Annotated in this window: 16 protein-coding genes and 1 pseudogene; 9 read left to right on the top strand and 8 right to left on the bottom strand. The window is 71.3% G+C overall.

Annotated features, from left to right (window positions below; genetic code table 11):
* Positions 1 to 3 precede the first annotated feature (3 nt).
* A complete protein-coding gene (locus WMF17_RS00730; protein WP_437647429.1) occupies positions 4 to 924 on the bottom strand; it encodes a hypothetical protein in 921 nt (306 codons plus the stop codon).
* Positions 925 to 1,124: 200 nt separating this feature from the next.
* On the opposite strand from WMF17_RS00730, the gene WMF17_RS00725 reads away from it, so the two are divergent.
* The 3 genes from WMF17_RS00725 (at position 1,125) to WMF17_RS00715 (ending at position 6,318) form a co-directional block, all read left to right on the top strand.
* On the top strand, positions 1,125 to 2,537 hold the full coding sequence (locus tag WMF17_RS00725) for a serine/threonine protein kinase (RefSeq protein ID WP_437647427.1): 1,413 nt from the start codon (positions 1,125 to 1,127) through the stop codon (positions 2,535 to 2,537).
* Positions 2,538 to 2,686: 149 nt separating this feature from the next.
* Complete coding sequence (gene metG, locus WMF17_RS00720) at positions 2,687 to 4,807, top strand: methionine--tRNA ligase (protein WP_437647425.1); 2,121 nt, start codon at positions 2,687 to 2,689, stop codon at positions 4,805 to 4,807.
* Between the two features lie 134 nt (positions 4,808 to 4,941).
* Entirely contained in the window at positions 4,942 to 6,318 is a 1,377-nt protein-coding gene (locus WMF17_RS00715; protein ID WP_437647423.1) for a hypothetical protein, read from the top strand.
* Positions 6,319 to 6,704: 386 nt separating this feature from the next.
* Here the strand turns inward: WMF17_RS00715 and WMF17_RS00710 are convergent, their stop codons facing one another.
* The 4 genes from WMF17_RS00710 to WMF17_RS00695 form a co-directional block, all read right to left on the bottom strand.
* A complete protein-coding gene (locus WMF17_RS00710) occupies positions 6,705 to 7,490 on the bottom strand; it encodes a hypothetical protein (protein ID WP_437647421.1) in 786 nt (261 codons plus the stop codon).
* 225 nt (positions 7,491 to 7,715) lie between these two features.
* Complete coding sequence (locus WMF17_RS00705) at positions 7,716 to 7,862, bottom strand: hypothetical protein (protein WP_437600035.1); 147 nt, start codon at positions 7,860 to 7,862, stop codon at positions 7,716 to 7,718.
* Between the two features lie 33 nt (positions 7,863 to 7,895).
* On the bottom strand, positions 7,896 to 8,027 hold the full coding sequence (locus tag WMF17_RS00700) for a hypothetical protein (RefSeq protein WP_437600034.1): 132 nt from the start codon (positions 8,025 to 8,027) through the stop codon (positions 7,896 to 7,898).
* Between the two features lie 1,086 nt (positions 8,028 to 9,113).
* The gene (locus WMF17_RS00695) at positions 9,114 to 10,643 is read right to left on the bottom strand and encodes an IS1380 family transposase (protein WP_437604211.1); all 1,530 of its coding nucleotides are present in this window, start codon (positions 10,641 to 10,643) and stop codon (positions 9,114 to 9,116) included.
* Positions 10,644 to 10,708: 65 nt separating this feature from the next.
* Here WMF17_RS00695 and WMF17_RS00690 point away from each other — a divergent pair, with 65 nt between their 5' ends.
* The 4 genes from WMF17_RS00690 (at position 10,709) to WMF17_RS00675 (ending at position 18,355) form a co-directional block, all read left to right on the top strand.
* Positions 10,709 to 12,559 (top strand): OmpA family protein, encoded by a 1,851-nt coding sequence (locus tag WMF17_RS00690; RefSeq protein ID WP_437647420.1) that lies wholly within the window; start codon positions 10,709 to 10,711, stop codon positions 12,557 to 12,559.
* Complete coding sequence (locus WMF17_RS00685; RefSeq protein ID WP_437647418.1) at positions 12,556 to 16,656, top strand: DUF3344 domain-containing protein; 4,101 nt, start codon at positions 12,556 to 12,558, stop codon at positions 16,654 to 16,656. The genes WMF17_RS00690 and WMF17_RS00685 overlap by 4 nt, the downstream gene beginning before the upstream one ends.
* A 272-nt stretch (positions 16,657 to 16,928) precedes the next feature.
* Complete coding sequence (locus WMF17_RS00680) at positions 16,929 to 17,342, top strand: PilZ domain-containing protein (RefSeq protein WP_437600031.1); 414 nt, start codon at positions 16,929 to 16,931, stop codon at positions 17,340 to 17,342.
* A 152-nt stretch (positions 17,343 to 17,494) separates the two neighbouring features.
* Complete coding sequence (locus WMF17_RS00675; RefSeq protein WP_437647416.1) at positions 17,495 to 18,355, top strand: class I SAM-dependent methyltransferase; 861 nt, start codon at positions 17,495 to 17,497, stop codon at positions 18,353 to 18,355.
* 21 nt (positions 18,356 to 18,376) lie between these two features.
* Here the strand turns inward: WMF17_RS00675 and WMF17_RS00670 are convergent, their stop codons facing one another.
* The 3 genes from WMF17_RS00670 to WMF17_RS00660 all read right to left on the bottom strand — a co-directional run bounded on the left by WMF17_RS00670 (position 18,377) and on the right by WMF17_RS00660 (position 21,338).
* Positions 18,377 to 20,038: an amidase gene (locus WMF17_RS00670; RefSeq protein WP_437647414.1), complete on the bottom strand. Its 1,662-nt coding sequence runs from the start codon at positions 20,036 to 20,038 to the stop codon at positions 18,377 to 18,379.
* Positions 20,039 to 20,479: 441 nt separating this feature from the next.
* Complete coding sequence (locus WMF17_RS00665; protein WP_437647413.1) at positions 20,480 to 20,680, bottom strand: hypothetical protein; 201 nt, start codon at positions 20,678 to 20,680, stop codon at positions 20,480 to 20,482.
* Positions 20,681 to 20,759: 79 nt separating this feature from the next.
* Positions 20,760 to 21,338, bottom strand: coding sequence for a Uma2 family endonuclease (locus WMF17_RS00660; protein ID WP_437600028.1), 579 nt, complete (start codon positions 21,336 to 21,338; stop codon positions 20,760 to 20,762).
* Between the two features lie 342 nt (positions 21,339 to 21,680).
* Between WMF17_RS00660 and WMF17_RS00655 the strand changes: the two genes are divergently transcribed.
* Entirely contained in the window at positions 21,681 to 22,664 is a 984-nt protein-coding gene (locus WMF17_RS00655; RefSeq protein ID WP_437647411.1) for a TauD/TfdA dioxygenase family protein, read from the top strand.
* 85 nt (positions 22,665 to 22,749) lie between these two features.
* Positions 22,750 to 23,106 (top strand): annotated as a pseudogene (locus tag WMF17_RS00650) (dienelactone hydrolase family protein); the annotation flags it as partial.
* Between the last annotated feature and the right edge of the window lie 424 nt (positions 23,107 to 23,530).

Below are 23,530 nucleotides of genomic sequence, written 5' to 3'. Positions count from 1 at the left end.
CTCCTAGGGGGAGGGGGCGGGCGTCAAGAACGTGGTCATCACCTGGTCCCAGCGTTCCCAAGGCGAGACCGAAGGATTCTTGAGACACCCCCTGTAGAAGCCGCTCGTGGAGTCCGACCCGTTGCACACCGACTCGCAGGAGCCCACGATCACCATGGAACCACACTGCTGCACGGTTGTCCCGTTCACCGGGTCGACGAGGTGGCCGGCCGCGCAGTCGCGTTGCACCTGGCGCGCGCGCGCGATGCTTCCTGGGTCTGATGAGTAGCAGGCCCGCAGAAAGGGTGCCTCCGTCGTGGCGAACAGGTTGCCCCAGAACGCGCCCTCCCTCACCGGATAGGCCGCGCGCTCCGCCGGAGTCGACGTCATCTCGTTGTTGCGCAGGGAGATGCTCACCGAGATACCGTACCAGTTCATCCGCGCGGCGAGGCAGGCCGTGATCTGGCTCTGAACATATGTATTGTCGCTGTAGGCGGTGCCGAGGGGGGTGGTCGGCCACCAGTGCGCGTAGCCGAGGTCGCCGCGGTACACCTCCTGGCGGACGACCCCGGCGCTGTCGGTCCATGAGAACGAGAACATCTGGTCGGGGCGCAGCGCACAGCTCACGACGTAGCGCAGAACCTCCCTCGACGCTGTGCCATTCGCTCCCGGATTCTTGATGGCCGACAGCGCGTTGAGGCTCAGCGCATTGAGGCTCAGCGCGTTGAGGCTCAGCGCGTTGAGGCTCAGCGCGTTGAGGCTCAGCGCGTTGAGGCTCAGCGCGTTCGGCAAGTAGCCGTTGTTGCTTTCGATCGCGCTCTCGGCCTCAGCGAGCAGCGCCTCCGACTCCTCGTCGAGCTCGGCGCCGATGCAGGCGGTGGTAACCAGAGGTACTACGAGAAGAGCAGCGAGACGCGTACAGCAAAGTTCCATGACGGTCTCCACCTTTCATCGCGGGTTTTTGGAACGAGGTCGAGCTATGGGAAAGTTTAAGTTACCATTTGGAAACGCTCCTGTGTATGCCTTCTTAACAACTTCATAAAAACTATTACCCGATCAGAAAACTATTGCTTTATTAAACTCACGCAGCTCGCGCAACGCACGCGCAGGTGGTGCGACGTCAACACACCATGCGAAGAGGCGACATGACCGACGACGACGAGGCCGAGACCAGGACCTTCTTGTATTCTGAAAGGCTCGCCGCGCGCGGCGAGCTCCCGCCGGGCACCCTGGCCGGCGAGTACATCCTCGAGGAGTTCATCGCTCGAGGCGGCTGCGGCGCGGTCTATTCGGCGCGGCACAGCCGCTCGGGGAGGCGGGCCGCTGTCAAGGTGCTGAACGAGGCGGTGGCCCACTCCCCCCGCGTGCTCGAGCGGTTCGCGCGCGAGATCGAGGTCCTGCGCACGATCTCCCACCCGAGCATCATCGAGATCTACGAGGTCGACAAGCTCGAAGATCACCGGCCCTTCTATGCGATGGAGCGCCTGGAGGGCCAGACGCTCGACGCCTTCATCAGGGCCGAGACGCGGCTCGCGCTCCGCGATGTGCTCGAGCTGATGGAACCTGTGTGCGCGGCGCTGGGGGCGGCGCACGCAGCGGGGATCATCCACCGGGATGTCAAGGCGAGCAACATCTTCATCTGCTCGAGCCAGCCGCGCACCGTGAAGCTGCTCGATTTCGGCATCGCCAAGATGCTGGCCCCCGAGGAGAGCTCGACCTGGCTCACCACCGCCGGACGTATGCCCGGGACACCATCGATCATGGCCCCGGAGCAGATCCTTGGCGGCCCCATCGATGCGCGTGTGGACATCTATGCTCTCGGGGTACTTCTCCATCGCATGCTGGTAGGCCGGTTACCATTCCACACACATGACACGGACGAGATGGTGCGGAAGCATCTGGAGGAGATGCCGCTGCCCCCGAGCGTGCGGGTCCCGCTGCCTCCCGAGCTCGACGCGGTGGTGCTGCGGTGTATGGAGAAGCAGCGGGAGCGGCGCTACGGCTCGGTCGAGGAGCTGATGCGCGCGCTCAGCGACGCCATCGGCGGACCGTCGTCGGCGGTGTCGAGCCGTCCCGAGCCGAGGATGCCGGCGGTGGCGGTCTACCTGGAGGTGCGGACGCGCGGCGGCGCCGACGAGCTCGACGAGGCGCTTGCGGCCGATATCGGGCAGGTGCTCGACCTCACCGAGGCGCAGCTCGCGCGCGCGGGCTTCATCCTGGCGTCGATCACCGGCAACGAGGTGCTCGGGGTGCGCCTCCTCCCGGGCGCCGCGATCGAGGAGCGGCGGGAGCGACGCGCGGCGCTCGATGCCGCGGCGGCGCTCCACGAGATGCTCGTCCAGCGCCCGGACGCGGACGCGCGCGTGCACGTCAACGTGTGCGTCCACGCGGACGAGGTGCAGGCGCGCCCCGGGCCGCAGCCCGAGATCACGGGGGGCGCGCTGATGAACGCGGGGCAATGGGCGCCGGCGGGCGAGGTGCACGGCGTGTTCGCGACGCCGAGCGCGACCGCCGGCCTGACGATCAGCATCCCGGCAGACCCGACGCCCGTTCGATGACGGCGGTGACGGCGCCCCGCTCGCGTCGCCCGCCCGTTCCTCGGTCCCTCTCCATCCAGGACGGCTCCCATGGCAAGGGCCGCTGTTCTCCAGTGAGCCGCTCGGCCGCCTCGCCGCAGGAGAGCGCCGCATGGTAAGAGAGCGCCCCCATGGCGAGCCGCTTCTACGTCACGACGCCCATCTATTACATCAACGACGTCCCGCACCTCGGCACCGCCTACACGACGATCGCCGCGGATGTGCTGTGCCGCTATCACCGGATGCGCGGGCACGAGAGCCGCATGCTCACCGGCACGGACGAGCACGGCCTCAAGATCCAGCGCGCCGCCGAGGCGCGCGGCATCGCGCCGGGCCCCCACGCCGACGAGATCGCCGCCGTCTTCCGGGCCACGTGGCCGAAGCTCGGCTGCGCTCCGGACGACTTCATCCGCACGAGCGAGCCGCGCCACAAGCAGGCCGTGCAGGAGCTGTGGCGCCGCATCCAGACGCGCGGGGACATCTACCTCGGCCACTACGAGGGGCTCTACTGCGTCGGGTGCGAGGCCTACTATACCGAGAAGGACCTGAAGCAGCCCGGCAACGTCTGCCCGCTGCACCACAGGCCCGTCGAGAGCGTCAAGGAAGAGAGCTATTTCTTCCGCCTGTCCAGGTACGGAGACGCGCTGCTCGACTACTACAAGCGCAACCCGACCTTCGTGCAGCCGGCGAGCCGCCTGAACGAGGTGACGAGCTTCGTGCGCGAGGGGCTCCAGGATCTGTCGGTCTCCCGCACCACGTTCCAGTGGGGCATCCCCGTCCCCGGCGACCCGAAGCACGTCATGTACGTCTGGTTCGACGCGCTGGCGAACTACCTGACCGCCCTCATGGCGCCCGAGGACAACACGCGCTTCTGGCCCGCGGACGTGCACCTCGTCGGCAAGGACATCCTCCGCTTCCACGCTGTCTACTGGCCGGCATTCCTGCTCTCGGCCGGCTACGGCGAGGCGGAGCTGCCGCGCCAGGTCTTCGCCCACGGGTTCCTCACCTACAGCGGACAGAAGATGTCGAAGACGCTCCGCAACACCATCAGCCCCGTCGAGGTGGCGGAGGCCCTCTCGGAGGCGGCGGCCGCGGCCCTGCCCGGCGGCCCGGGCGCCGCGGCCGGCGCGCCGCCCGTCGGGGTGGACGTGGTGCGCTATTGCCTCATGCGCGCGATCTCGTTCGGTCAGGACGGGGATTTCAGCATCCAGGACCTGCTGTCGCGGTACGCCTCGGAGCTCGGCAATGCGCTCGGCAACCTGCTGAACCGGGTGCTCCCGTTCGCCGACGAGGTCCCCGAGAAGGGGGCGCCGGGCCCGCTCGAGGAGGAGCTCAGGAGCGCGCAGCAGCAGGCCTCGGCGGCCGCGGCGGGGGCGTTCGACGCGCACCTGCCGACGCGCGCGCTCGACGCGATCTGGACGGTGGTCGCGGCGGCGAACCTCTACGTCGACAAGGCCGCTCCGTGGGTGGCCAAGAAGACCGACCCGAAGCGCCTCGGGACGATCGTCGGGACCCTGATCGAGCAGCTCGGGGCGATCAGCCTGATGATCTCCCCCGTGATGCCGGTTGTGGCGAGCAGGATGCGCGAGCAGCTCGGGCTGCCGCCGATCGCGCCCGAGGTGGGCAGCGATCAGTGGCCGTTCAACGCCCCTGCGCGCAGGCCCGGCGAGAAGCTCCGCAAGGGCGCGCCCATCTTCCCGCGCCTCGAGAAGGAGAAGGAGGCCGAGCTGCTCGCCCGGTTCGCCCCGCCGCAGCCGGACGTCGAGACGGCCCAGGCCATCCCCGAGGCGAAGGGCACTCCGGAGGCGAAGGCCGCTCCGGAGGCGAAGGCCGCTCCGGAGGCGAAGGCCGCTCCGGAGGCGAAGGTCACGCCCGAGGCGAGCGGCGGCGCCGAGGCGGCCGCCCAGCCGGCACACCAGGCCAAGACGCCTGTAGCGTTCGACGATTTCGCCCGGCTGGACCTCCGGATCGGCGTGGTCACGAGCGCCGAGCGCGTGAAGAAGAAGGACCGGCTGCTCGAGCTGCGCGTGGACACCGGCGACGGCGCGCCCCGGCGCATCATCTCGGGCATCGCGGCGAGCTACGCCCCGGAGGAGCTGGTCGGCCAGCGGGTCGTCGTCCTCTGCAACCTGCCGCCGCGCGACTTCGGCAAAGGGCTCGTGTCCGAGGGCATGCTGCTGACCGCCGAGGTCGCGGGGCGAGTCCGCACCCTCACGGTCGACGGCGCCGCGCCGGGCACACCGGTGCTCTGACACCGCGCGTGGCCGCCGCGCCGCAATCGTGCTTTCCGCGGCGGCGGGCGGGGGCCTCCCGGGGAAGCCGGTCCGCGCGCCGGGGGGACATGCTAGCCTTGCTCGATGCGTAGTCGCCTTGGCTCGAGGAGGCGGTGAGCATCTCGCTGCGGGGACGCGAGGCCGTGGCCCTGGCCATGGCGGTCGCGGCGCACCTCGCGATCCTCGCCGCGCCGACGCCCGACCGGCCCCCCGAGGCCCCGGCCGGGCCGCCGGCGCTCGTGGACGGCATCGAGCTCGATCTCGAACCGCCCGCCTCCCGGGGCGCCGCGGCGGCGCCGGCCGGAGGCGAGGCGGTCGCGAGCGATCCGGAGGAGGCCGGTGAGGTCGGCAAGGCCGCTCCCGCCGAGAAGACGCAGGCGCCCGCGCCGGGCGCCGCAGCCGCCAAGGTCGCCTCGACCGAGCGCGCCAGGCCGGCGCCGGCCGCGCCTGAAGCGCCCGCCGCCGAGCCGAGGGCGGCGCCGGAGGCCGAACCGCCGGAGGCCGCGGCGCCCGCCGCCGAGGCGGCCGGGCCTGCGGCCGAGGCGTCCGGGCCCGTGGCCGAGGCGCCGGGTGCCCCGACAACAGCGCCGCCCGGTGGCGAGTACGGCGGGCCGCCCCCCGCGGCGGGCGGGGACGTCGCGCTCGCGCCCGGGATCGGGACGCCCCTCTGGACGGTGCCCGGCCTGCTCCCCGGCCCCGACGCGCCGCGCGCCGCCCCGACAGCCGCGCCGCGCGCTCTGCCCGTGGATCCGGCGATCGCGGGCAAGGTGCTGACCGAGACGCTGCACGGCAAGGACAGGAGCGTGGGGATCAGCGTCCCGGCCGCGGGCGTGGTGGCGAGCACCCTGGCGGACACGGTGCGCTCCTCGACCGCGCCCCTCGACGCGCGCGCGACCTTCGAGGTCAAGCTCGGCGCCGACGGCCAGGTCCTCGGCGTGCGGCTTGTGAGCGCGTCGGCCGGCGACGGCCCCACGTGGGATCGCGTCGTGGACGCGGCCAAGGGCGCGCTCGCGGGGGGCGCGCTGCAGATGGGGTCTGACCGGCAGCCGGTGACCGTGACGGTCAAGGTCCAGTCCAAGGTGCAGTATCCGTCCGGCCGCAGGACGAAGCCCAAGCCGGAGCTCGTGTGCGCCGAGGAGGTGCTCGCGCAGATTGCTGAGGCGATGGAGAACCCGAATATGCTCGGCGATCGGCGCGGCGCGGGCGACGGGGCGCCGCCGGCGGCCGACATGGATGAGGAGGAGAGAAAGAGGCTCTTCTGCATCCCTATCGGGCTCCGCATCAACGCCGATCTATCCGATGTCGGGGCGCACAGGGTCAACGTGGTCTCGGCGTCGTTCGCGGTGAAGCGCGAGGGCGAGCGCGCCCTGCCGCACGAGGACATCCTGCCGGTCGACACGCGCGTGCCGTGGGCGCCCAAGGACCCGAAGAAGATGAAGCCTCCGCCGGGCCCGAAGAAGAAGTGGAAGAAGAAGAAGAAGGGGCCCTGAGCCCGCGTCCAGAACGTCGCCGGGGGACCGCGGCGATGGGCGCGACCTGTCTTTTGTAGGAGGCACGTCCACCGGGAGACGGGTGCCACCCATCTTTTCTTGGAGGCACGTCCACCGGGAGACGGGTGCCACCCATCTTTTCTTGGAGGCACGTCCACCCGGAGACGGGTGCCACCCATCTTTTCTTGGAGGCACGTCCACCCGGAGACGGGTGCCACCCATCTTTTCTTGGAGGCACGTCCACCCGGAGACGGGTGCCACCCATCTTTTCTTGGAGGCACGTCCACCCGGAGACGGGTGCCACCCATCTTTTCTTGGAGGCACGTCCACCCGGAGACGGGTGCCACCCATCTCCCGCGTGGACGCGCCGGCTCACGCGGATGGGTTCACGGCATGCCGACCGCCCCGGGCGGGGGCACCGGGACGGCTTCGGGCTTCCTGGCGGGGGCTCTTCGACGGGGCCTCGCGAGGTCGTCGACCATCGCGACGTAGGGCGCCAGCAGGAACGCGGCCAGCGCCTCGCTCCCCGGGATGTCCGGATCGGCGTGGCCCTCGATCTTCTGGATCAGGCTCCGCAGCGCATCCCGGGCGGCGCTCCACTGCGGCCGGCCATCGGTCGGCCCGCCATCGTTTGCGATGACAACGGCCGTGAAGCCGTAGGCCTCGCCGAAGCGCGCGTGGGCGGCGACGAGCTGCCGAACATGCCGCGTCCCGCCGAATCCCGCGATCACCGCCTGCGCGCGCTTCTCCTCCAGCGTCTTCATCCGCTGCACCATCGCGGCCCACTGGACCCGCGGCCGGCGCGTGATGAAGCGAAGCCCCTCGGGCGCCGGGAAGAGCTGCGCGTAGAGCCAGCGCGCCTCGGACGGCGACGGCTTCTCCCCGTCGTCGGAGAGCCCGGCGACTCCCGCGTTCCACTTCTCGAACGCGCGCCATCGGTCGTCGCTGTCGGTGTTCGCCGCACCCCGCTCGGCCTCGCTCGTCGCCGAATGGCGCTGGTCGGCCTGCGCGCTCGCCCGCACGCCGCGGAACCCCTGGAGCTCTGTCGCGGCCGCGTCGAAACGCCTCCACGGCCTGTCGATGTGCGGCGGCAGCGCAACGCGCTGCCATGAACCGCAACGGATTGCGCCGTTGCGCAACGCTTCCGCCGGCGCGTCACGACGCGTTTGCACGTCGAGCACCGCATGCGGGCCTTGCCGGCACCGAGGGACTCCATGAACCGGCCGCGCCACGTCCGAGGGGACGCGTCCTACGGACGGCCGCATCGCGACGGCGCGGAACGCCGCGCCGGGCCGGGTCGCAGGGCCGAATGCGCCGCGACGGCTGACCCGCGGAAGGTGCGCGAACATCTCCTATCCGCGGCCCAACAGCCGCATCAGGGCAAGCGCCCAGGCGGCTCACTCGGGAGAGCGGAAGGTCTCGAGCCCGATGTCCTTCTCGCTCCCGATCCGCAAGTTGACGAGCGTCGAGACGCCGTCCGCGGCCCCCGTGTCGCCGGGGCTCGCGGGCCCGATCGTCAACGCGAGACCCAGGGGGAATGCCATGATGCATGGATCGAGGCCGTTGCTCCTCCGCTTTCAATCGTTCATGCAGTCGAAGCTCCCCACGAGGTCGACGCCGGAGGGCAGCGTGTTCGCGCCTGAATCGCCGCGGCAAAGGACCACGCGCCCGCGCCGCACGAACAGGTCGAGGCCCCGAAAGCGCTCCACGATCCGAGACGAGTCTCCCCCAGGTTTCGAGCCGTCCTCGCCCTCACGGAAAGGTTCCTCGCCAGGACCTCCGTCGTGAGGAATCGCCGGGAGCTGCCGCCGGCAGAGAGACGATGCCAGGATATCCGGCCGGGGATGGCGCGCTTGATGAAGCGCGATCCGCAGGCCCCGGGGGCGCAGCGCAGAGGCCGTGAGCACGGCAGAGCCCGCCAGTCCAAACGGGGACGAGAGCAAAAAAGCCTTGCCAACCCGCGATGACCGCGCCGATGATGCGCGTGAATCAGGAGGAGCGCGCCGCTCCCCACGTGGAACAGCGCGAAGCGCCGTGCACGGCGTGAACGGAGCGGAGCTTCCCAAGGGGTCGCTCGTCGGAGGCGCCGTGGGGCGGCCCGCCGGCTGGCGAGATGGGCGCCGCTCCACGGAGACGGCGTGGCGCAGGCGCGGCGGCGGCCGCGAGAGAAGCGCGCACCCCGCCGGCACCCGATGCACCCGGGCCGCAGCGCTGATGTCTGTAGGCCTCTATCGCCCCGCCGCGGAGCCGCTGTGACGCGCGAAGTCGCCGGAACGAGCCGGCGCCGCGCGCGGAGAGGCGTGCACAACGCTTGCAAGGGCGGCGCTGCGAAGCCCGGGTTGCAGGAGGAGCCGCCCAGTTGAGGCCGATCCGAATTCGGCCGGCCGCCCATCGAAAAGTCCACCGATGGCGTCCGGCGGAGAATATAAGACGGCCCGGGATTCCACGCCGCTCCCCCCACATCGAGGACGCGGTGTTTTCCCCAACGTGCCTGCGCGCCGGTGCAGCCGACGGCCGCTCGCCCAATGCACTTCAAAGGTGATCCTGCGCATGAGAGCCCATTTCCCCCCTCGATGGTTCTGCGGCGCCGCCGTGCTAGCCCTCAAACAAGCGCTTGGCGACCCTCGAAATGGGCCGAACCGCCGTCTCGAATCGCCGAGCGGATCCGTCCTGCCGGAGAGCCGGGATTCGGTGATCGTCGCTGCGGCTGGTCAAGGATCCCTCGTTTCGTGGTTCGAGGTTGTGGGTTCGCGGTCGGGCTGCCCGTGCCTCAGTGCGTCGGGCAGCCCCGGCCGTCAGAGCGCATCAAGGAAGCGGAAGAAGATGGGCAGCTCGGGACGCCAGGCAAGGAGCCGATAGACGAGAGTTCGACCGGTATGGAGGATCTGCGCCGGAACGAGAATGAAACGCTGCACGAAGGAGCGGAATTCCATGCGCAGAACGCGCTCTCGATCGGCTTGGTGTGCTTCGTGCCATCGCGGCGCCGTGGGCATGAGCAAAGAGAACCAAGCCTTGAGCGACCACGCGAGCGACGCGATCACCATATAGGCCCAGTTCGACTCGAGCGTGTTCAGCGGGGCGCGCAACGCCGGGACGCCGCTCTTCAATTGCGCGAGCAGATTTTCCTGGTTGCAGCGGCAGTTGGCCTCGCGGACGACCTGCTCGCACGTCATCTCGCGATCGTTGGTCACGTAGAAAAAGTAGCGGAAGGTCTGTCCCAGGTACCGCTGGCCCCTTTCCTCAACGATCGTCTTGCGAAGCACGACGAAGCGGTACGATCGCGCCGCCTTGGTGGGTCGATGCTCGAATTCCGCCAACTCCTCACGCTCGAGGCGCATATTACGATACTCGCGCTCACGGACGATCTGCTCCTTGATGCGTGGTTGCTTCGCGCGCCGCTTGCTCTCCTCGAAGAGGGTGTCGGCCTTGCGAACGAGCTCTTGATAATCGCTCACATCGTCACCTTCAGCGCGTGCCACCATCGGCTTGTAGGCATCGTACCCGAACACGAAGCGTACGCCGTCGTCGTGCCAACGGTCGAAGTACGCGGCCTGCGAGAAGGCCGTGTCGCCGCGCAGCAGGATGTCCGTCCAGCCGGCGCGACGGCAGAGCGTGATCGCGCGCGCGAAGAATTCGGGCGCTCTCTCCTCGGAAGGTCGGTTCCCGCTGCGGTTGACGACGAACAGCGGCTCCCCGGTGTTCGCCAGCGAGACCACAAGCGGGTGGTAGCCCCATATTCCGTTGTACGCGATGTCCATGCCCTGCTTGCACTCACCGCTGGTGGCGACGAGCGAGCCGTCCGCGTCGATTCGCGCCGTCTGCTCGAAGAACGCCTGCGACTGCCTCTGCCAGACGCCGACGCGCACGTCGTTCACGACGTCCATCAGGCCCTGGATCTGCTCGGCCCCGAAGCGCCTGCAGAAGTCGCCCGCAGTGGTGGGATCCGGGATCGTACGCGCACCGAGCGCATCGAGGAACGCCCTGTCGTTGCGGCGCACCTCGATGTCATCGAGCACCGCTCCGCCGCACAGGAAATTATAGGCAATGTTGAGAACATGGTCGGCCTCGCTGTACGGGCGCCGGCGCTTCAAGATCGGCAGCCTCGTGTCGAGCGCGGTCACCAGCCCGACCTTCCAGGCCAGTTGATGAATGGCCCCGAGCCCGCCACAGGGGATGGCGTGAACCCGGTCGGACGCCTCGTAACGAATCGTGCGTGCAGCGAACTCGGGACCCGTTCCACGCGGCTCGCGTCCGCCCTCGACGGGCTTCAGTCGGCGCGCGATCTTTCTCGCTTCACTTTCGGCCCAATTTCGTCGATCCTTCACCTGAAAAGCCTCCGGGTGTTTTGTGTCAAGCTTCAGCAACTCGACGAACACCCGGGCTTTTCATTTTGATCCCGCTACGAAGCGATTTCGACGCGCTTGATCGAGGGCTAGCGGCGGCGGCGTGGGCCGCGCCAGCGTCCGCCCAGGAGGCGGGACCGGCGCGCGGCCTGGCGCTCAACCGCTTCAACCCCGCGCCCGCCGGCGACCGGATGTTCAGCGTGCCGTCGCCGTACGCGGCCTCGCCGCACCAGGACGGCAGCCCGACGCTCCACCTCGCGCTGCTCGGCGACTACGCCCACAACCCGCTCGTGCTCACGCGCGTGGGCACCGACGACCACCTCGGCGCCATCGTGGGCCACCAGCTGTTCCTGCACCTCAACGCGTCGCTCTCGCTCTGGGACCGGCTGCACATCAACGTCGACGCCCCGCTCGCCGTGCTGCAGGAGGGCGATAGCCCGGCAGCCGAGGGCCTCTCGTTCGCCTCGCCGAGCGGCGCCCAGCTCGGCGACCTCCGGGTCGGGCTGCGCCTGCGCCTGGTCGGCGAGTACTTCGACCCGTTCCAGCTCGCCGTGGGCGGCTTCGTCTGGCTGCCGACCGGCGGCGGCGAAGGCTCGTTCGTGGGCGAGGACTCGGTGCGCGGCATGCCCCAGCTCATCGCCGGCGGCCGGATCCCGGGCTTCGTCTGGTCGGCCGCGGCCGGCGTCGACCTGCGCCCCGCGCAGACGTTCGCGCAGGTGCGGCAAGGCCTGATGTTCAACGGCGGCGCGGGCGTCGGCCTGCTGCTGCTGCCCGAGGAGCAGCTCCAGATCGGGCCCGAGGTGACCGTGTCGACCGTGCTGGAGGAGCCGGAGGCGCGCAACACGAACGTCGAGGCGCTGCTCGGCGTGCGCTACCGCTTCGCGCCGACGCTGCGCGACTTCGAGCTCGGCGTCGCCGCCGGCCCCGGCTTCACGTCGGGCATCGGCACCCCGGACTTCCGCGCCATCGCGATGCTCGCGTACTCGCCCGAGGTCCGGCGCGAGGACCCCGACCGCGACAAGGACGGCATCCTCAACGCGCAGGACGCCTGCCCGGACGTGCCCGGCGTCCGCGACGACGATCCCAAGAAGAACGGCTGCCCGCCCTCGGATCGCGACGAGGACGGCTTCCTCGACCGCGTCGACGCGTGCCCGGACACGGCCGGCATCGCGAACGACGACCCGAAGAAGCACGGCTGCCCGCCGCCAGGGGACCGCGACAAGGACGGCATCACCGACGACGTCGACGCGTGCCCGGACGAGGCCGGCCCGAGCAACGAGGACCCGAAGAAGCACGGCTGCCCGCCGCCGCCGGACAAGGACGGCGACGGTGTGATCGACGCGGAGGACGCCTGCCCCGAGATCCCCGGTATCCGCACCTCGGATCCGGCGACGAACGGCTGCCCCGGCGATCGCGACGGCGACACGGTGCGCGACGATCAGGACGCGTGCCCCGACGAGAAGGGCAAGCCCAACTCGGATCCGGCGAAGAACGGCTGCCCCGTCGCGGTGCGCGTGACCGAGCAGGAGATCGTCATCCTCCAGCAGGTGCAGTTCGACACCGGCAAGGCGACCATCAAGAAGGCGAGCGACGAGCTCCTCGAGGAGGTCGCGGGTGTGCTGAAGGAGCACCCGGAGATCACCAGGATCGAGGTGCAAGGGCACACTGATCCGCGCGGCGGACGCGCGTACAATATCAAGCTCAGCCAGGCGAGGGCGGAGTCGGTCACGAAGGCGCTGGTCCAGCGCGGCGTCGAGGCCGATCGGCTCGCGTCGAAGGGCTACGGGCCCGACGTCCCGATCGCGGACAACGACACCGACGAGGGACGCCAGCAGAACCGCCGCGTGCAGTTCAAGATCCTCGAAAAGAAGCCGAAGCAGCAGCAGGAGGCGCCGTGAAGAGACGTTACGCGATAGGTGGTCTAGTCGGGCTCGCCTGGGTAGGCGGGCAGGGCGGCACCGCGCACGCCGCGCCCGAGCTGCGCGTGCAGGTCGACCAGCGGGGCGACTTCGCCCTGATCGGGAACACGCTGGGCAACGAGTGCGGCAGGGACGACATCGACCCGCCCCTGGTGGGTGATGTCGGCCCCTGCGGGAACAACACGGGCGACAGCGCGCCCGATACCTACTGGCGCGCCGACTCGCCCGCGGAGGGCGAGGCGGAGGCGAGCACCAGCATCACCGCCGCCCAGGCGCGCAGCACCGCGGTGCTCCAGCTGCCGGCCGGCGCGGCGGTCACCCACGCGTACCTGTACTGGGGCGCGCACCTCGGGACCACCGGGGACGCGGATACGGCCGTCACCCTGGAGCGGCCCGGCGCGAGCGGCTTCGCCGAGGAGGTGACCGCCATCGACAGCGTCAGGACGATCAGCTCGGGCCGAGTCTACTACCAGTCGGTCGCGGACATCACCGCCCTCGTGCAGGCGCGAGGGCCCGGCGCGTACCGGGTGAGCGGCGTCGACAGCGCGAGCTTCACGAACAACAACTTCGACAACCACTTCGCCGGGTGGTGGCTGGTCGTGTTCTACGAGCTCGCCTCCGAGCCGCCGCGCAACCTCGCGCTCTTCGACGGCTTCGACACGGTGGCCAGCGGGTCGGCCCGGGAGGCCACCCTGGACGGGTTCCTGGTGCCGAACGCGGGCTACGACGCGAAGATCGGGATGGTCGCGTTCGAGGGGGACGTGGCCCACGAGGGAGACCAGTTCTTCTTCAACGGGACCGCCCTCGGCAACGACCTGAACCCGGCCAACAACTTCTTCAACGGCACGCGCTCGTACTTCAACGCGCCGGTGTCGAACGTCGGGGACCTGCCGCAGCTCGCCGGGACCGCGGGGAGCATGGCCGGCATGGATATCGACGTCTTCGATATCACCTCCATGGTGAGCCCAGGGCTGACCTCGGCGCCCATCCGGGCGTCGAGCACCATGGACCTCTACTTCCTCGCCGGCTTCATCACGTCGATCTCGACCTTCAAGCCGGACTTCACGTCCTCCACGAAGACGGTCACCGACGTGAACGGCGGGCGGCTGCGCCCGGGCGACGTGCTCCAGTACACGGTCGAGGTCGTCAACAGCGGCAACGACGCGTCGGTCGGCACCGTGCTCACCGATCCGCTGCCCGCGGGCGTGACGTACGTGCCGGGATCGCTCTCGGTCACGGCCGGCGCCAACACGGGCGCGAAGACGGACGCGGCCGGCGACGACCAGGGCGAGTTCGACGCCTCGACGCGCACGATCCGCGTGCGGCTCGGCGCCGGCGCGAACGGGACGGCGGGGGGCACGCTCGCCGCCGGCGCGGCGACGGCGATCACCTTCCAGGTGAGGGTCGACGCCGGCGTCTCGGGCCTCATCGCCAACCAGGCGATCGTCAACGCCGCCGGGCAGCAGGGCTCGCCGGCCGAGGACACGCCGACCGACGGCAACGGCCCAGAGGGCGGCGTGCCGCCGACCGAGGTGTCCGTCGACGAGTGCGAGACGAACGCGGACTGCGCCGCGCCGGCGCCGTACTGCGACACGACGGCGCCGCCCTTTACGTGCGTCGAGTGCCTCACCGACGCCCACTGCGGGCCGCTCGCGCCGACGTGCGATCCCGCGGGCAACGCCTGCGTGTGCGAGCCCTCGGGGGCCGAGGTCTGCGGCGACGCGATCGACAACGATTGCGACGGCGTGATCAACAACGGTTGCGACTCGGACGAGGACGGGATCGACGATCCCACCGAGATCGCCGCCGGCACCGACCCGAACGACGCCGACAGCGACGACGACGGCGTGCCCGATGGGCAGGAGCCGAGCTTCGATGAGGACACCGACGGCGACGGCCTCATCAACGCGCTCGACCCCGACAGCGACAACGACGGGCTCTACGACGGCACCGAGCTCGGCCTGCCCTGCGACAACCCGGCCACCAACGCCGCCGCGGGCCACTGCCGCGCCGACGGGGACGAGGGGGCGACAAAGACCGATCCGCTCGACGCCGACAGCGACGACGGCGGCGTGCCCGACGGGCACGAGGACTTCGACCTCGACGGCGTCGTCGACGAGGGCGAGACCGATCCGAACAACGGCGCGGACGACGTGCCGCCGGTGGACACCGACGGCGACGGGCTGAGCGACGACCTCGAGGAGACGATCGGGAGCGATCCGCTCGACGCCGACAGCGACGACGACGGCGTGCTCGACGGCCAGGAGCCGAACCCCGCCGACGACACCGACGGCGATGGGCTCATCAACGTGCTCGACGTGGACAGCGACAACGACGGGCTGTTCGACGGCACCGAGCTCGGCCTGGCCTGCGACAACGCCGCCACCGACGTCACCGCGGGCCACTGCCGCGCCGACGCGGACGGAGGGGCGACGAAGACCTCGCCGATCGACGCCGACACCGACGACGGCGGCGTGCCCGACGGCGTGGAGGACTTCAACCTCGACGGCGCCATCGATGAGGGCGAGACCGATCCGAACAACGGCGCGGACGACGTGCCGCCGACGGACACCGACGGCGACGGGCTGAGCGACGACCTCGAGGAGACGATCGGCACCGATCCGAACGACGCCGACAGCGACGACGACGGCGTGCTCGACGGCGAGGAGCCGAACTTCAGCGACGATCACGACGGCGACGGGCTCATCAACGCGCTCGACCCGGACAGCGACGGCGACGGGCTGTTCGACGGCACCGAGCTCGGGCGCGACTGCGCCAACGCGGCGACCGACGCGGCGGCGGAGACCTGCATCCCGGATGCAGATCCCACGACGACCACGCACCCGCTCGACGCAGACACCGACGACGGCGGCGTGCCCGACGGCGCGGAGGACGCGAACCACAACGGCGCCATCGACGAGGGCGAGACCGATCCGAACAACGGCGACGACGACGCGGTGGGGGAGGATCGCGACGGCGACGGGCTGCCCGACGCGGTCGAGGAGATGATCGGGACTGATCCGGACGACGCCGACAGCGACGACGACGGCGTGCTCGACGGCCAGGAGCCGAACCCCGGCGAGGACACCGACGGCGACGGGCTCATCAACGCGCTCGACGTGGACAGCGACAACGACGGGCTGTTCGACGGCACCGAGCTCGGCCTGCCCTGCGACAACCCGGCCACCAACGCCGCCGCGGGCCACTGCCGCGCCGACGCGGACGAGGGGGCGACAAAGACCAACCCGCTCGACGCGGACACCGACGACGGCGGCGTGCCCGACGGCCAGGAGGACTTCAACCTCAACGGCGCCATCGACGAGGGCGAGACCGATCCGAACGACGGCGCGGACGACGTGCCGCCGACGGACACCGACGGCGACGGGCTGAGCGACGACCTCGAGGAGCACCTCGGCACCGATCCGAACGACGCCGACAGCGACGACGACGGCGTGCTCGACGGCGAGGAGCCGAACTTCAGCGACGATCACGACGGCGACGGGCTCATCAACGCGCTCGACCCGGACAGCGACGGCGACGGGCTGTTCGACGGCACCGAGCTCGGGCGCGACTGCGCCAACGCGGCGACCGACGCGGCGGCGGAGACCTGCATCCCGGATGCAGATCCCACGACGACCACGAACCCGCTCGACGCGGACACCGACGACGGCGGCGTGCCCGACGGCGTGGAGGACGCGAACCACAACGGCGCCGTCGACGAGGGCGAGACCGATCCCAACGACGGCTCCGACGATCAGCCCCAGACCTGCCGGGAGGACATCAACTGCGGCGGGCCGACGAGCGGGATGATTTGCGAGAACCATGCCTGCGTGGAGGGCTGCCGCGGCGCCGACGGGAACAGCTGCCCGTCAGGCGAGGCGTGCAGCTCGATCGACAGCTCGCCGGGCACCTGCGGGCCCGCGGCGAACGACCCGAGCGGCATCTTCGCCGAGGGCAACGGCCTCTGCGCCGCGCGGCCCGGCCCCGCGGGCAACCTCCGCGCGGCCGCGCTCCTGCCCATGCTCGCCGCCCTCGCCGGCCTCGTCCTGCGCCGGCGCCGCCGCGCGGGCCGCTAGCGGAAACGAGAGAGCCCACGGCCGCGCCTCCCCCCGCCTCGCGGGGGGAGGCCCCCTCCAGCGACCGTGGGCCTCCTCAGGACGCCGTGGGCCTCCTCAGGACGCCGTGGGCCTCCTCAGGACGCCGTGGGCCTCCTCAGGAGGCACCGAGAGACCCCACCCGCTCCCACCTACGTTCGCCCTCGACGCTGCCGCAGCGCAGGGCACCCCATGTAAGTTTATTGCCCGCCTGTAGCGTTCCTCCGTAGCGTACCGCACCGAGGAGGACGACCATGGAAATGTTGCTCGCCAGCGAGCGCCGCGTCACGCGCCGCGCCGCGATCGTGGAGTGCCAGGCCGTGCGCGAGCGGGGCTTCCGGCTGCTCGGGACCCGGGCGATCGACCTGTCCATCGACGGCATGCTCGTGCTGACGGGCGCCCGGGCGCTCACGGGCGAGCCGGTGATCGTCTCGTTCCGGATCCCGGGCACGGACCTCTGGGTCGACGCGACGGCGACGATCGCGCGCACCCTGCACGGGCGGCGCGAGGGCGACCCGGGCCGCGCCGTGGGCCTGCGCTTCGATCCGCTCGACCGCGCGTCGAGCCGGCGCCTCCGGGCGGCGCTCGAGCGCTTCCCGCCGACCTACCCGTACCGCGCGCAGCGCGTCGACTACGCGGCGACGGCCGCGATGATCTCGCTCAGCTGATCGCTCCTCTGCGCCGTCGCTGCTCCGGCCGAGGCGCAGGTGCTGCCCGCAGCGCGCGACCGCGAGGAGCGTGGAACCGGGCGCCGAAGGGAGGTAGCTCTCAGGGGCCGCCGGGGAAGCCCGCCGCGCGCGCATCGAAAGGAGCTCGAGCGATGATCAAGGTCTCTGGCCCGAACGCCGACCAGATCCAGTACTGGAACGAGGTCGCCGGGCCGAAGTGGGTGGCCCTCCACGACGTAATCTCGGCGCAGATCCGGCCGCTGGGCGCCCTCGCCATGGATCGTGCCGGGCTCGCCGCGGGCGAGCGCGTCCTCGACGTCGGCTGCGGTATCGGCGACACAACGCTCGAGCTCGGCCGCCGCGTCGGCCCCGGCGGCGCCGTCGTCGGCGTCGACGTGTCCGCGCCGATGCTGGACAGGGCGCGCGCGGCGGCGCTCTCGGCGGGCGCCGCGAACGTGGCCTTCGAGAACGCGGACGCGCAGACCGCGGCGCTGCCCGGGCCGTTCGATGTCCTCTACTCGCGCTTCGGGGTCATGTTCTTCGCCGACCCCGCGGCGGCCTTCGCGAACCTCCGGAAGGCGCTGCGGCCCGGCGCGCGGCTCGCGTTCGTCTGCTGGCGCTCGCTCCAGGAGAACCCCTGGCTCTTCGTGCCGACCCTGGCCGTGGCCAGGCACCTCCCCCTGCCGCAGCCCGATCCGCACGCGCCCGGCCCGTTCGCGTTCGCCGACGCAGCGCGCGTCGGAGCGATCCTCTCGCGCGCGGGGTTCGTCCGGGTGCATCACGAGCCCATCGACCGGGAGCTCTCGGTGGCAGGCGGGAAATCGCTCGACGAGACCGTGGATTTCCTCCTGCAGATGGGTCCGGCGTCCGCCGCGCTGCGCCAGACGAACGCCGCGCCGGAGCTCGTCGATCGCGTGCGGGCCGATCTGCGCGAGGCCATCGCGCCCCATGCGGGCCCCGAGGGCGTGCGCATGGGAGGCGCCGTGTGGGTCGTGACGGCGGCCGTGGACTGACGGAGAGGCGCGGCGGGCCCGCTACCGGAGCAGGTCGATCCCTGCCGGGGGCCGCGGCGCGACCGCGAGCTCCGACCGCTCGAGGTGGGCGAGGACGGCGAGGACGGCCGCCTCGTCCCACGCGTCGCCGACGATCTGCAGGCCGATGGGCAGGCGCTCGGCGTCGCTCCCGACGGGCGCGGTGCCGGCAGGGAGGCCGGTGAGGTTGGCGAGGAAGGCGAAGCGGCACAGCCCGTCGAGGGCCGCGGGATCCAGGAACGCGCGCTCCTCCTCCGCCTGGAGGTAGCGGGGCGCGGTGATCGCGGTCGTCGGGAGCGCGAGCACGTCGACGCCGGCGAGGGCCCTCGCCACGTCGCGCCGCATCCCCGCGCGCAGGCGCGCGGCGTCGCGCTGCTCGCGCGCGGTGACGCCCGAGAGCACGCTGAAGGTGACGCGCAGGTCCTCGCTGATGAGGTCGCGCTGCTCCCGGAAGGCGCGCTCGTGGGCCGCGAGCGACTCGGGGCCGATGACGAGGTAGCCGATCTGCGCCGCGTACCGCGCGATGGGGATCTGCACGTCCACGAGGACGGCCCCCTCGCGCTCGAGCTCGCGCAGCGCCCCCCGGCACACGCTCGCGACCGGGATGCTGGCGTCGCGCCACTCGGCCTCGTCCACGCCGATGCGCAGGCCGCGCACGCCGGCGCCGAGGAGCGCGCCGAAGCCGCCGGGGGGCGGCGGGGGCGCCCACGCGGTGAGGTCGTCGTCCGGGTCGGGCTCGCTCGCGACGGTGTCGAGGAAGAGGGCGAGATCGGCGGCGCTGCAGGCGATCGGGCCGGCGTGGGCGACCGAGCCCTTGAAGCCGTCGCCGGCGCGGCTCACCCGGCCGAAGGTCGGCTTGATGCCGAAGACGCCGTTCAGCGCGGCGGGCGTGCGGATCGAGCCACCGCCGTCGCCGCCCGCCGCGAGCGGCGCGAGGCCGAGCGCGACGCCCACGGCGGAGCCGGTGGAGGAGCCGCCGGCCGCGCGCCCGCTGTGGTGCGGGTTGTGGGGCATGCGCTGGTGGACGCTGTTGCCGATCGGCGACATCCCCCACTCGGTCAGCACCGTCTTGCAGAGGAACACGGCGCCCGCCTGCCGGAGCCGGGCGACCACCGCGGCGTCGCGCGGCGCGGGGGAGAGCGGGCCGCAGCGCGAGCCGAGCGTGGTGGGGAGGCCCTCGACGTCGAACTCGTCCTTCACCAGGAAGGGCACGCCGTCGAGCGGGCCCCGCGCCCTTCCCGCGGCGTGGCGCGCGGTCGCGGCGTCGGCGTCCCGGAGGGTCGCCTCGCGCGCGGCGGCCACGGCGATGTTCATGCACGGGCGCTGCGCGGCGAGCGCGTCGATCTCGGACAGGGCGCGCTCGGCGACGCGGCGCGGGGTCGTGGCGCCCCGGCGGTACGCCGCGGCATAGGCGAGCGAGGTCCTGGGCCAGTCGCGGAGCGGGAGCGCGCCGAGCCCGGCGTCGTCCCAGCTCCGCGGCGCCGCGGCCTGGATCGGCCGGGCCTGCGCGGGGACCTCGTCGCGCCAGGCGTTTGGGAGCGACGAGAGCCGATCGATGCCCATGGTGCGCTTCAGCACGTTCCGGAGCGCGACGGACGATCCGGGCGCCTCGGCCGCGAGGCGCGCTGCGGTGAGCGCGCGGCCCGTGAGTCGGGGGACCTTCATGGCGGCGCAGCTTACTCGACGGGGCCCGTCGCGCGACGGGCCGCGATCGCGGAGCGCGTCGAGCTCGCGCCGCGGCGGCGCTGCTTGCGGCGGCGGGGGGCGGCGACGGAGGAGGGCAAGCCCTTCGGACAGGTGCTGGTCGAGTGGGTCAAGGAGGAGGAGTGAGCCGGGAGGGGGCGAAGCTCCGGGTACTGGGAGCTTCTGTGGATGTTCCTCAGGATGCCCGTGAGGTCGCGCCGGCGGCTCCTTTCCTGCGGAACAGACGAGCCGAGCGATCCCGGATGGCGGCTGTGGCTCGCCTCGGAGGGAGAGCGGTCAATCCATCCAGCTTACGTGCGACGAATGTCGCTCGTAGCTCTGACAGCCACACTGAACAGCATCGGACCGCTACCCAGTACGCTTACAGCCACTGGGACACCTATGCCGTCGCCGCTGGTCGGCTCAGCAGAAGTGGCCAGCATGGTTGCCGGCGCAACCATTGGCACAATCGCGGGCCTGCCCTCGGGCATCGCGATGAGCATCACATGTGCTTCCATGTTCATAGCCGGTCACCCGACCAATCATCGCATCGAAAAATTCAGCTTTGCAGACACCATATTCATTGGCATAGCCCCTGGCGTTGTCGCTGGCGATAAGGAACATCGCCCCGGTCCTTGCCCGCGACCGGGTATGCGCCCCCGAGCACCGGGTCTGGCACGGCGCTCTGTCGACAATGCCCTCCTCAGGCCTCCGGCTCGGCCGCAGCCTCATAGAGCTCGCGGACGTCGAGCCGGGCGCCGATCGACGCGAGGTGCGCGACGTCGCCCTCGCGCGCAGTGGCAGACGTGAAGCCGCCGTCAACGCCGCGCGTCCACACCTCCACGCTGCGCTCCCGGTGCGATACGAGGACGTACTGGCGCAATGAAGCGAGGCTCTTGTAATGCTCGAACTTGTCGCCTCTGTCGTACTCCTCGGTGCTGCGGCTCAGTACCTCGACGATGAGCGTGGGGTTCGTCACGGCTTGCTCGTCCAGGGCGTCGCGCTCGCTCGACCCACACACGACCGTGACGTCGGGGTAGGTGGCGAGGCCAGTCGAGGGCACGCGCACGCGAAGGTCGGCGTCGTAAGCACGGCATCGACCTCTGCGAAGCTCGGCGAAGAGGAGGCCGATGACCGCCGCAGCGAGCGCGGCATGCTCGGGCGTGCCTCCCGCCATGGCGTAGATCTGGCCGTCGAGGTACTCGTGCTTGACGTTGCTGGACGCCTCGAGGGCCAGGTAATCGGCGTACGTGTAGTGGATGCGATGGGCCGGGGCGACCATGGCCACGCAGTATGGCACAGCGAGCGGCGTTCGCCGCGGGTAGCAGGCGCTCGAGCGCGGCCCTCCCAGGGCAACCCACCGCCGGTGCGACCCGATCGCCGCTTCGCCTTCGGCGTCTCCTCCTCGGCTCGTCCACCGGTGCCAGGCTGGATCGAGAAAGGGCGGCAACCACGGCACTGCGCGCTGCCCCAGCTACCTCGGTCGCCCAGCAAAACGAGCTTCCGCTGGCCGCCCCCCCCACCCTGCTGTGTCCACGCGCGCTCGCCGCCGCCCGCTCCCTGGCACGGCACCCGCATACCCGGCCGCCGTCGACCGTGACGGGGGGACCACGCGGAGGAGACCATGAGCCAGAGACCATCCGATCAAGCCATTCAGGTGAAGCCGCTCGCAGGGCACACCGGCGCCGAGATCCACGGCGCCGACATCTCCAGGCCGCTGCCCGACGCGTCCGTGGCGGCCATCCGCGCGGCGCTGCTGAAGTGGAAGGTCGTCTTTTTCCGGAACCAGACGCTCGGCCACGCCGAGCAGATCGCCTTTGCGGCACGCTTCGGCGACGTGACCTACGCCCACCCGCACGAGGACGAGCCGTTCGACGAGCGCCCGGAGATCCTCGCCATCGACAGCCGCCGCTACGATCGGCGCTACGGCAAGCGCTTCAGCTACGAGAACCGCTGGCACACCGACGTCACCGCGGCCGTGAACCCGCCGGCGGCGTCGATCCTGCGGGCGCACATCCTGCCGCCCTACGGCGGCGACACCACCTGGACCAACCTCGTGGCGGCCTACGAGGGGCTCTCCGCGCCGCTGCGCGCGCTCGTCGACGGCCTGCGCGCCGAGCACCGCTTCGGGCTGCGGTTCGCCCCGCAGGACCAGGACAGCCCGTACCTGCGCAAGGTGCGCGAGAACCCGCTGATCTCGATCCACCCCGTGGTGCGCGTCCACCCCGAGACCGGCGAGCGCGCGCTGTTCGTCAGCCCCGGGTTCACGAGCCACATCGTGGGCCTGTCCGCGCGCGAGAGCAGCGCGGTCCTCGACCTGCTCTTCGAGCAGATCAGCCGCCCGGCCTACACGGTGCGGTTCCGGTGGGAGCCGGGCAGCGTCGCGTTCTGGGACAACCGGGCCACCGCGCACCTCGGCCCGCAGGATCTCGGGTACCTCGACGTCGAGCGCGTGCTCTACCGCGTGACGCTGACCGGGGACATCCCGGTCGGGGTCGACGGCGTCCGCTCCGAGATCGTGGCCGGGGAGCCGTTCGGCAAGCGGCCTCCCAGCAAGCTGAAGGCCGCCCGGAAAGACAAGGCGCCTGAGGCGGAGGCGCAGGCGTGACCGCCGCGAGCGCAGGCGCCGAGCGGACGTGGTTTCAGGGTCCTCACGGGCAGCGCGTGTAGCGTCCAGTACATAATTTCAGGTAATGCACTGCGATCGGGTCGCCTCAACCTGGGTCGGGTCGCCTCAACCTGGGTCGGCCACCTCGGCCACCTCAACCCGGGTCGGCCACCTCAACCCGGGTCGGCCACCTCAACCCGGGTCGGCCACCTCAACCCGGGTCGGCCACCTCAACCCGGGTCGGCCACCTCAACCCGGGTCGGCCACCTCAACCCGGGTCGGCCACCTGCAAGCCCTCCAGGCGGCCTCCGAGGCCAGCGGCGCGCCCGGTGCCGCGCGCTCCGAGATCCGGGGCTACCCCGACGTCCCGCACGCCTTCTGCGCCGACTACCGGCCGAGCTACCGTCCTGAGGCCGCCCCTGACGCCTGGGGGCGCCAGCTCGACTGGCTGACCCGGGGCAGGCCAGCCGCGACCGCGCCGCCGCGGCCGCTGCTGTGCCCCGGCAGCATCCTGCGCCTCCGCTGCTACTCCACACGCACCCGCGCCCCCTTTCGCCCTTCCGCGCCCGCGCCGCCGATCGGATACCCTGACGCCGTGCGCGCGAGGATCAGAGACACCGTGCTCGACTTCGACGTCGAGGTCATGAGCCTCGTCCCCGACGGCCCGCGGATGCGCGACAAGCCGGTGCTGTTGGTCGTGCACGGCGGGCCGGGCGCCGATCACTCCTCGCACAAGGGTAGGATGACGCCGCTCGCCGACCGGGCGCTGCTCGCCTATGACGCTTCGAGCGCAGCAGCCACTCGGTGCGCGCCGACGAGCCGCGGGCGCTGCTCGACGCCATCGCCGGCTTCCTGGTCTACCGGCG

Origin of the sequence: Sorangium sp. So ce362 (genome assembly GCF_051519845.1) — a bacterium.
Lineage (GTDB): Bacteria > Myxococcota_A > Polyangia > Polyangiales > Polyangiaceae > Sorangium.
Note: the sequence above shows the minus strand (reverse complement) of the source record. Positions and strands in the feature narration are given on the sequence as shown.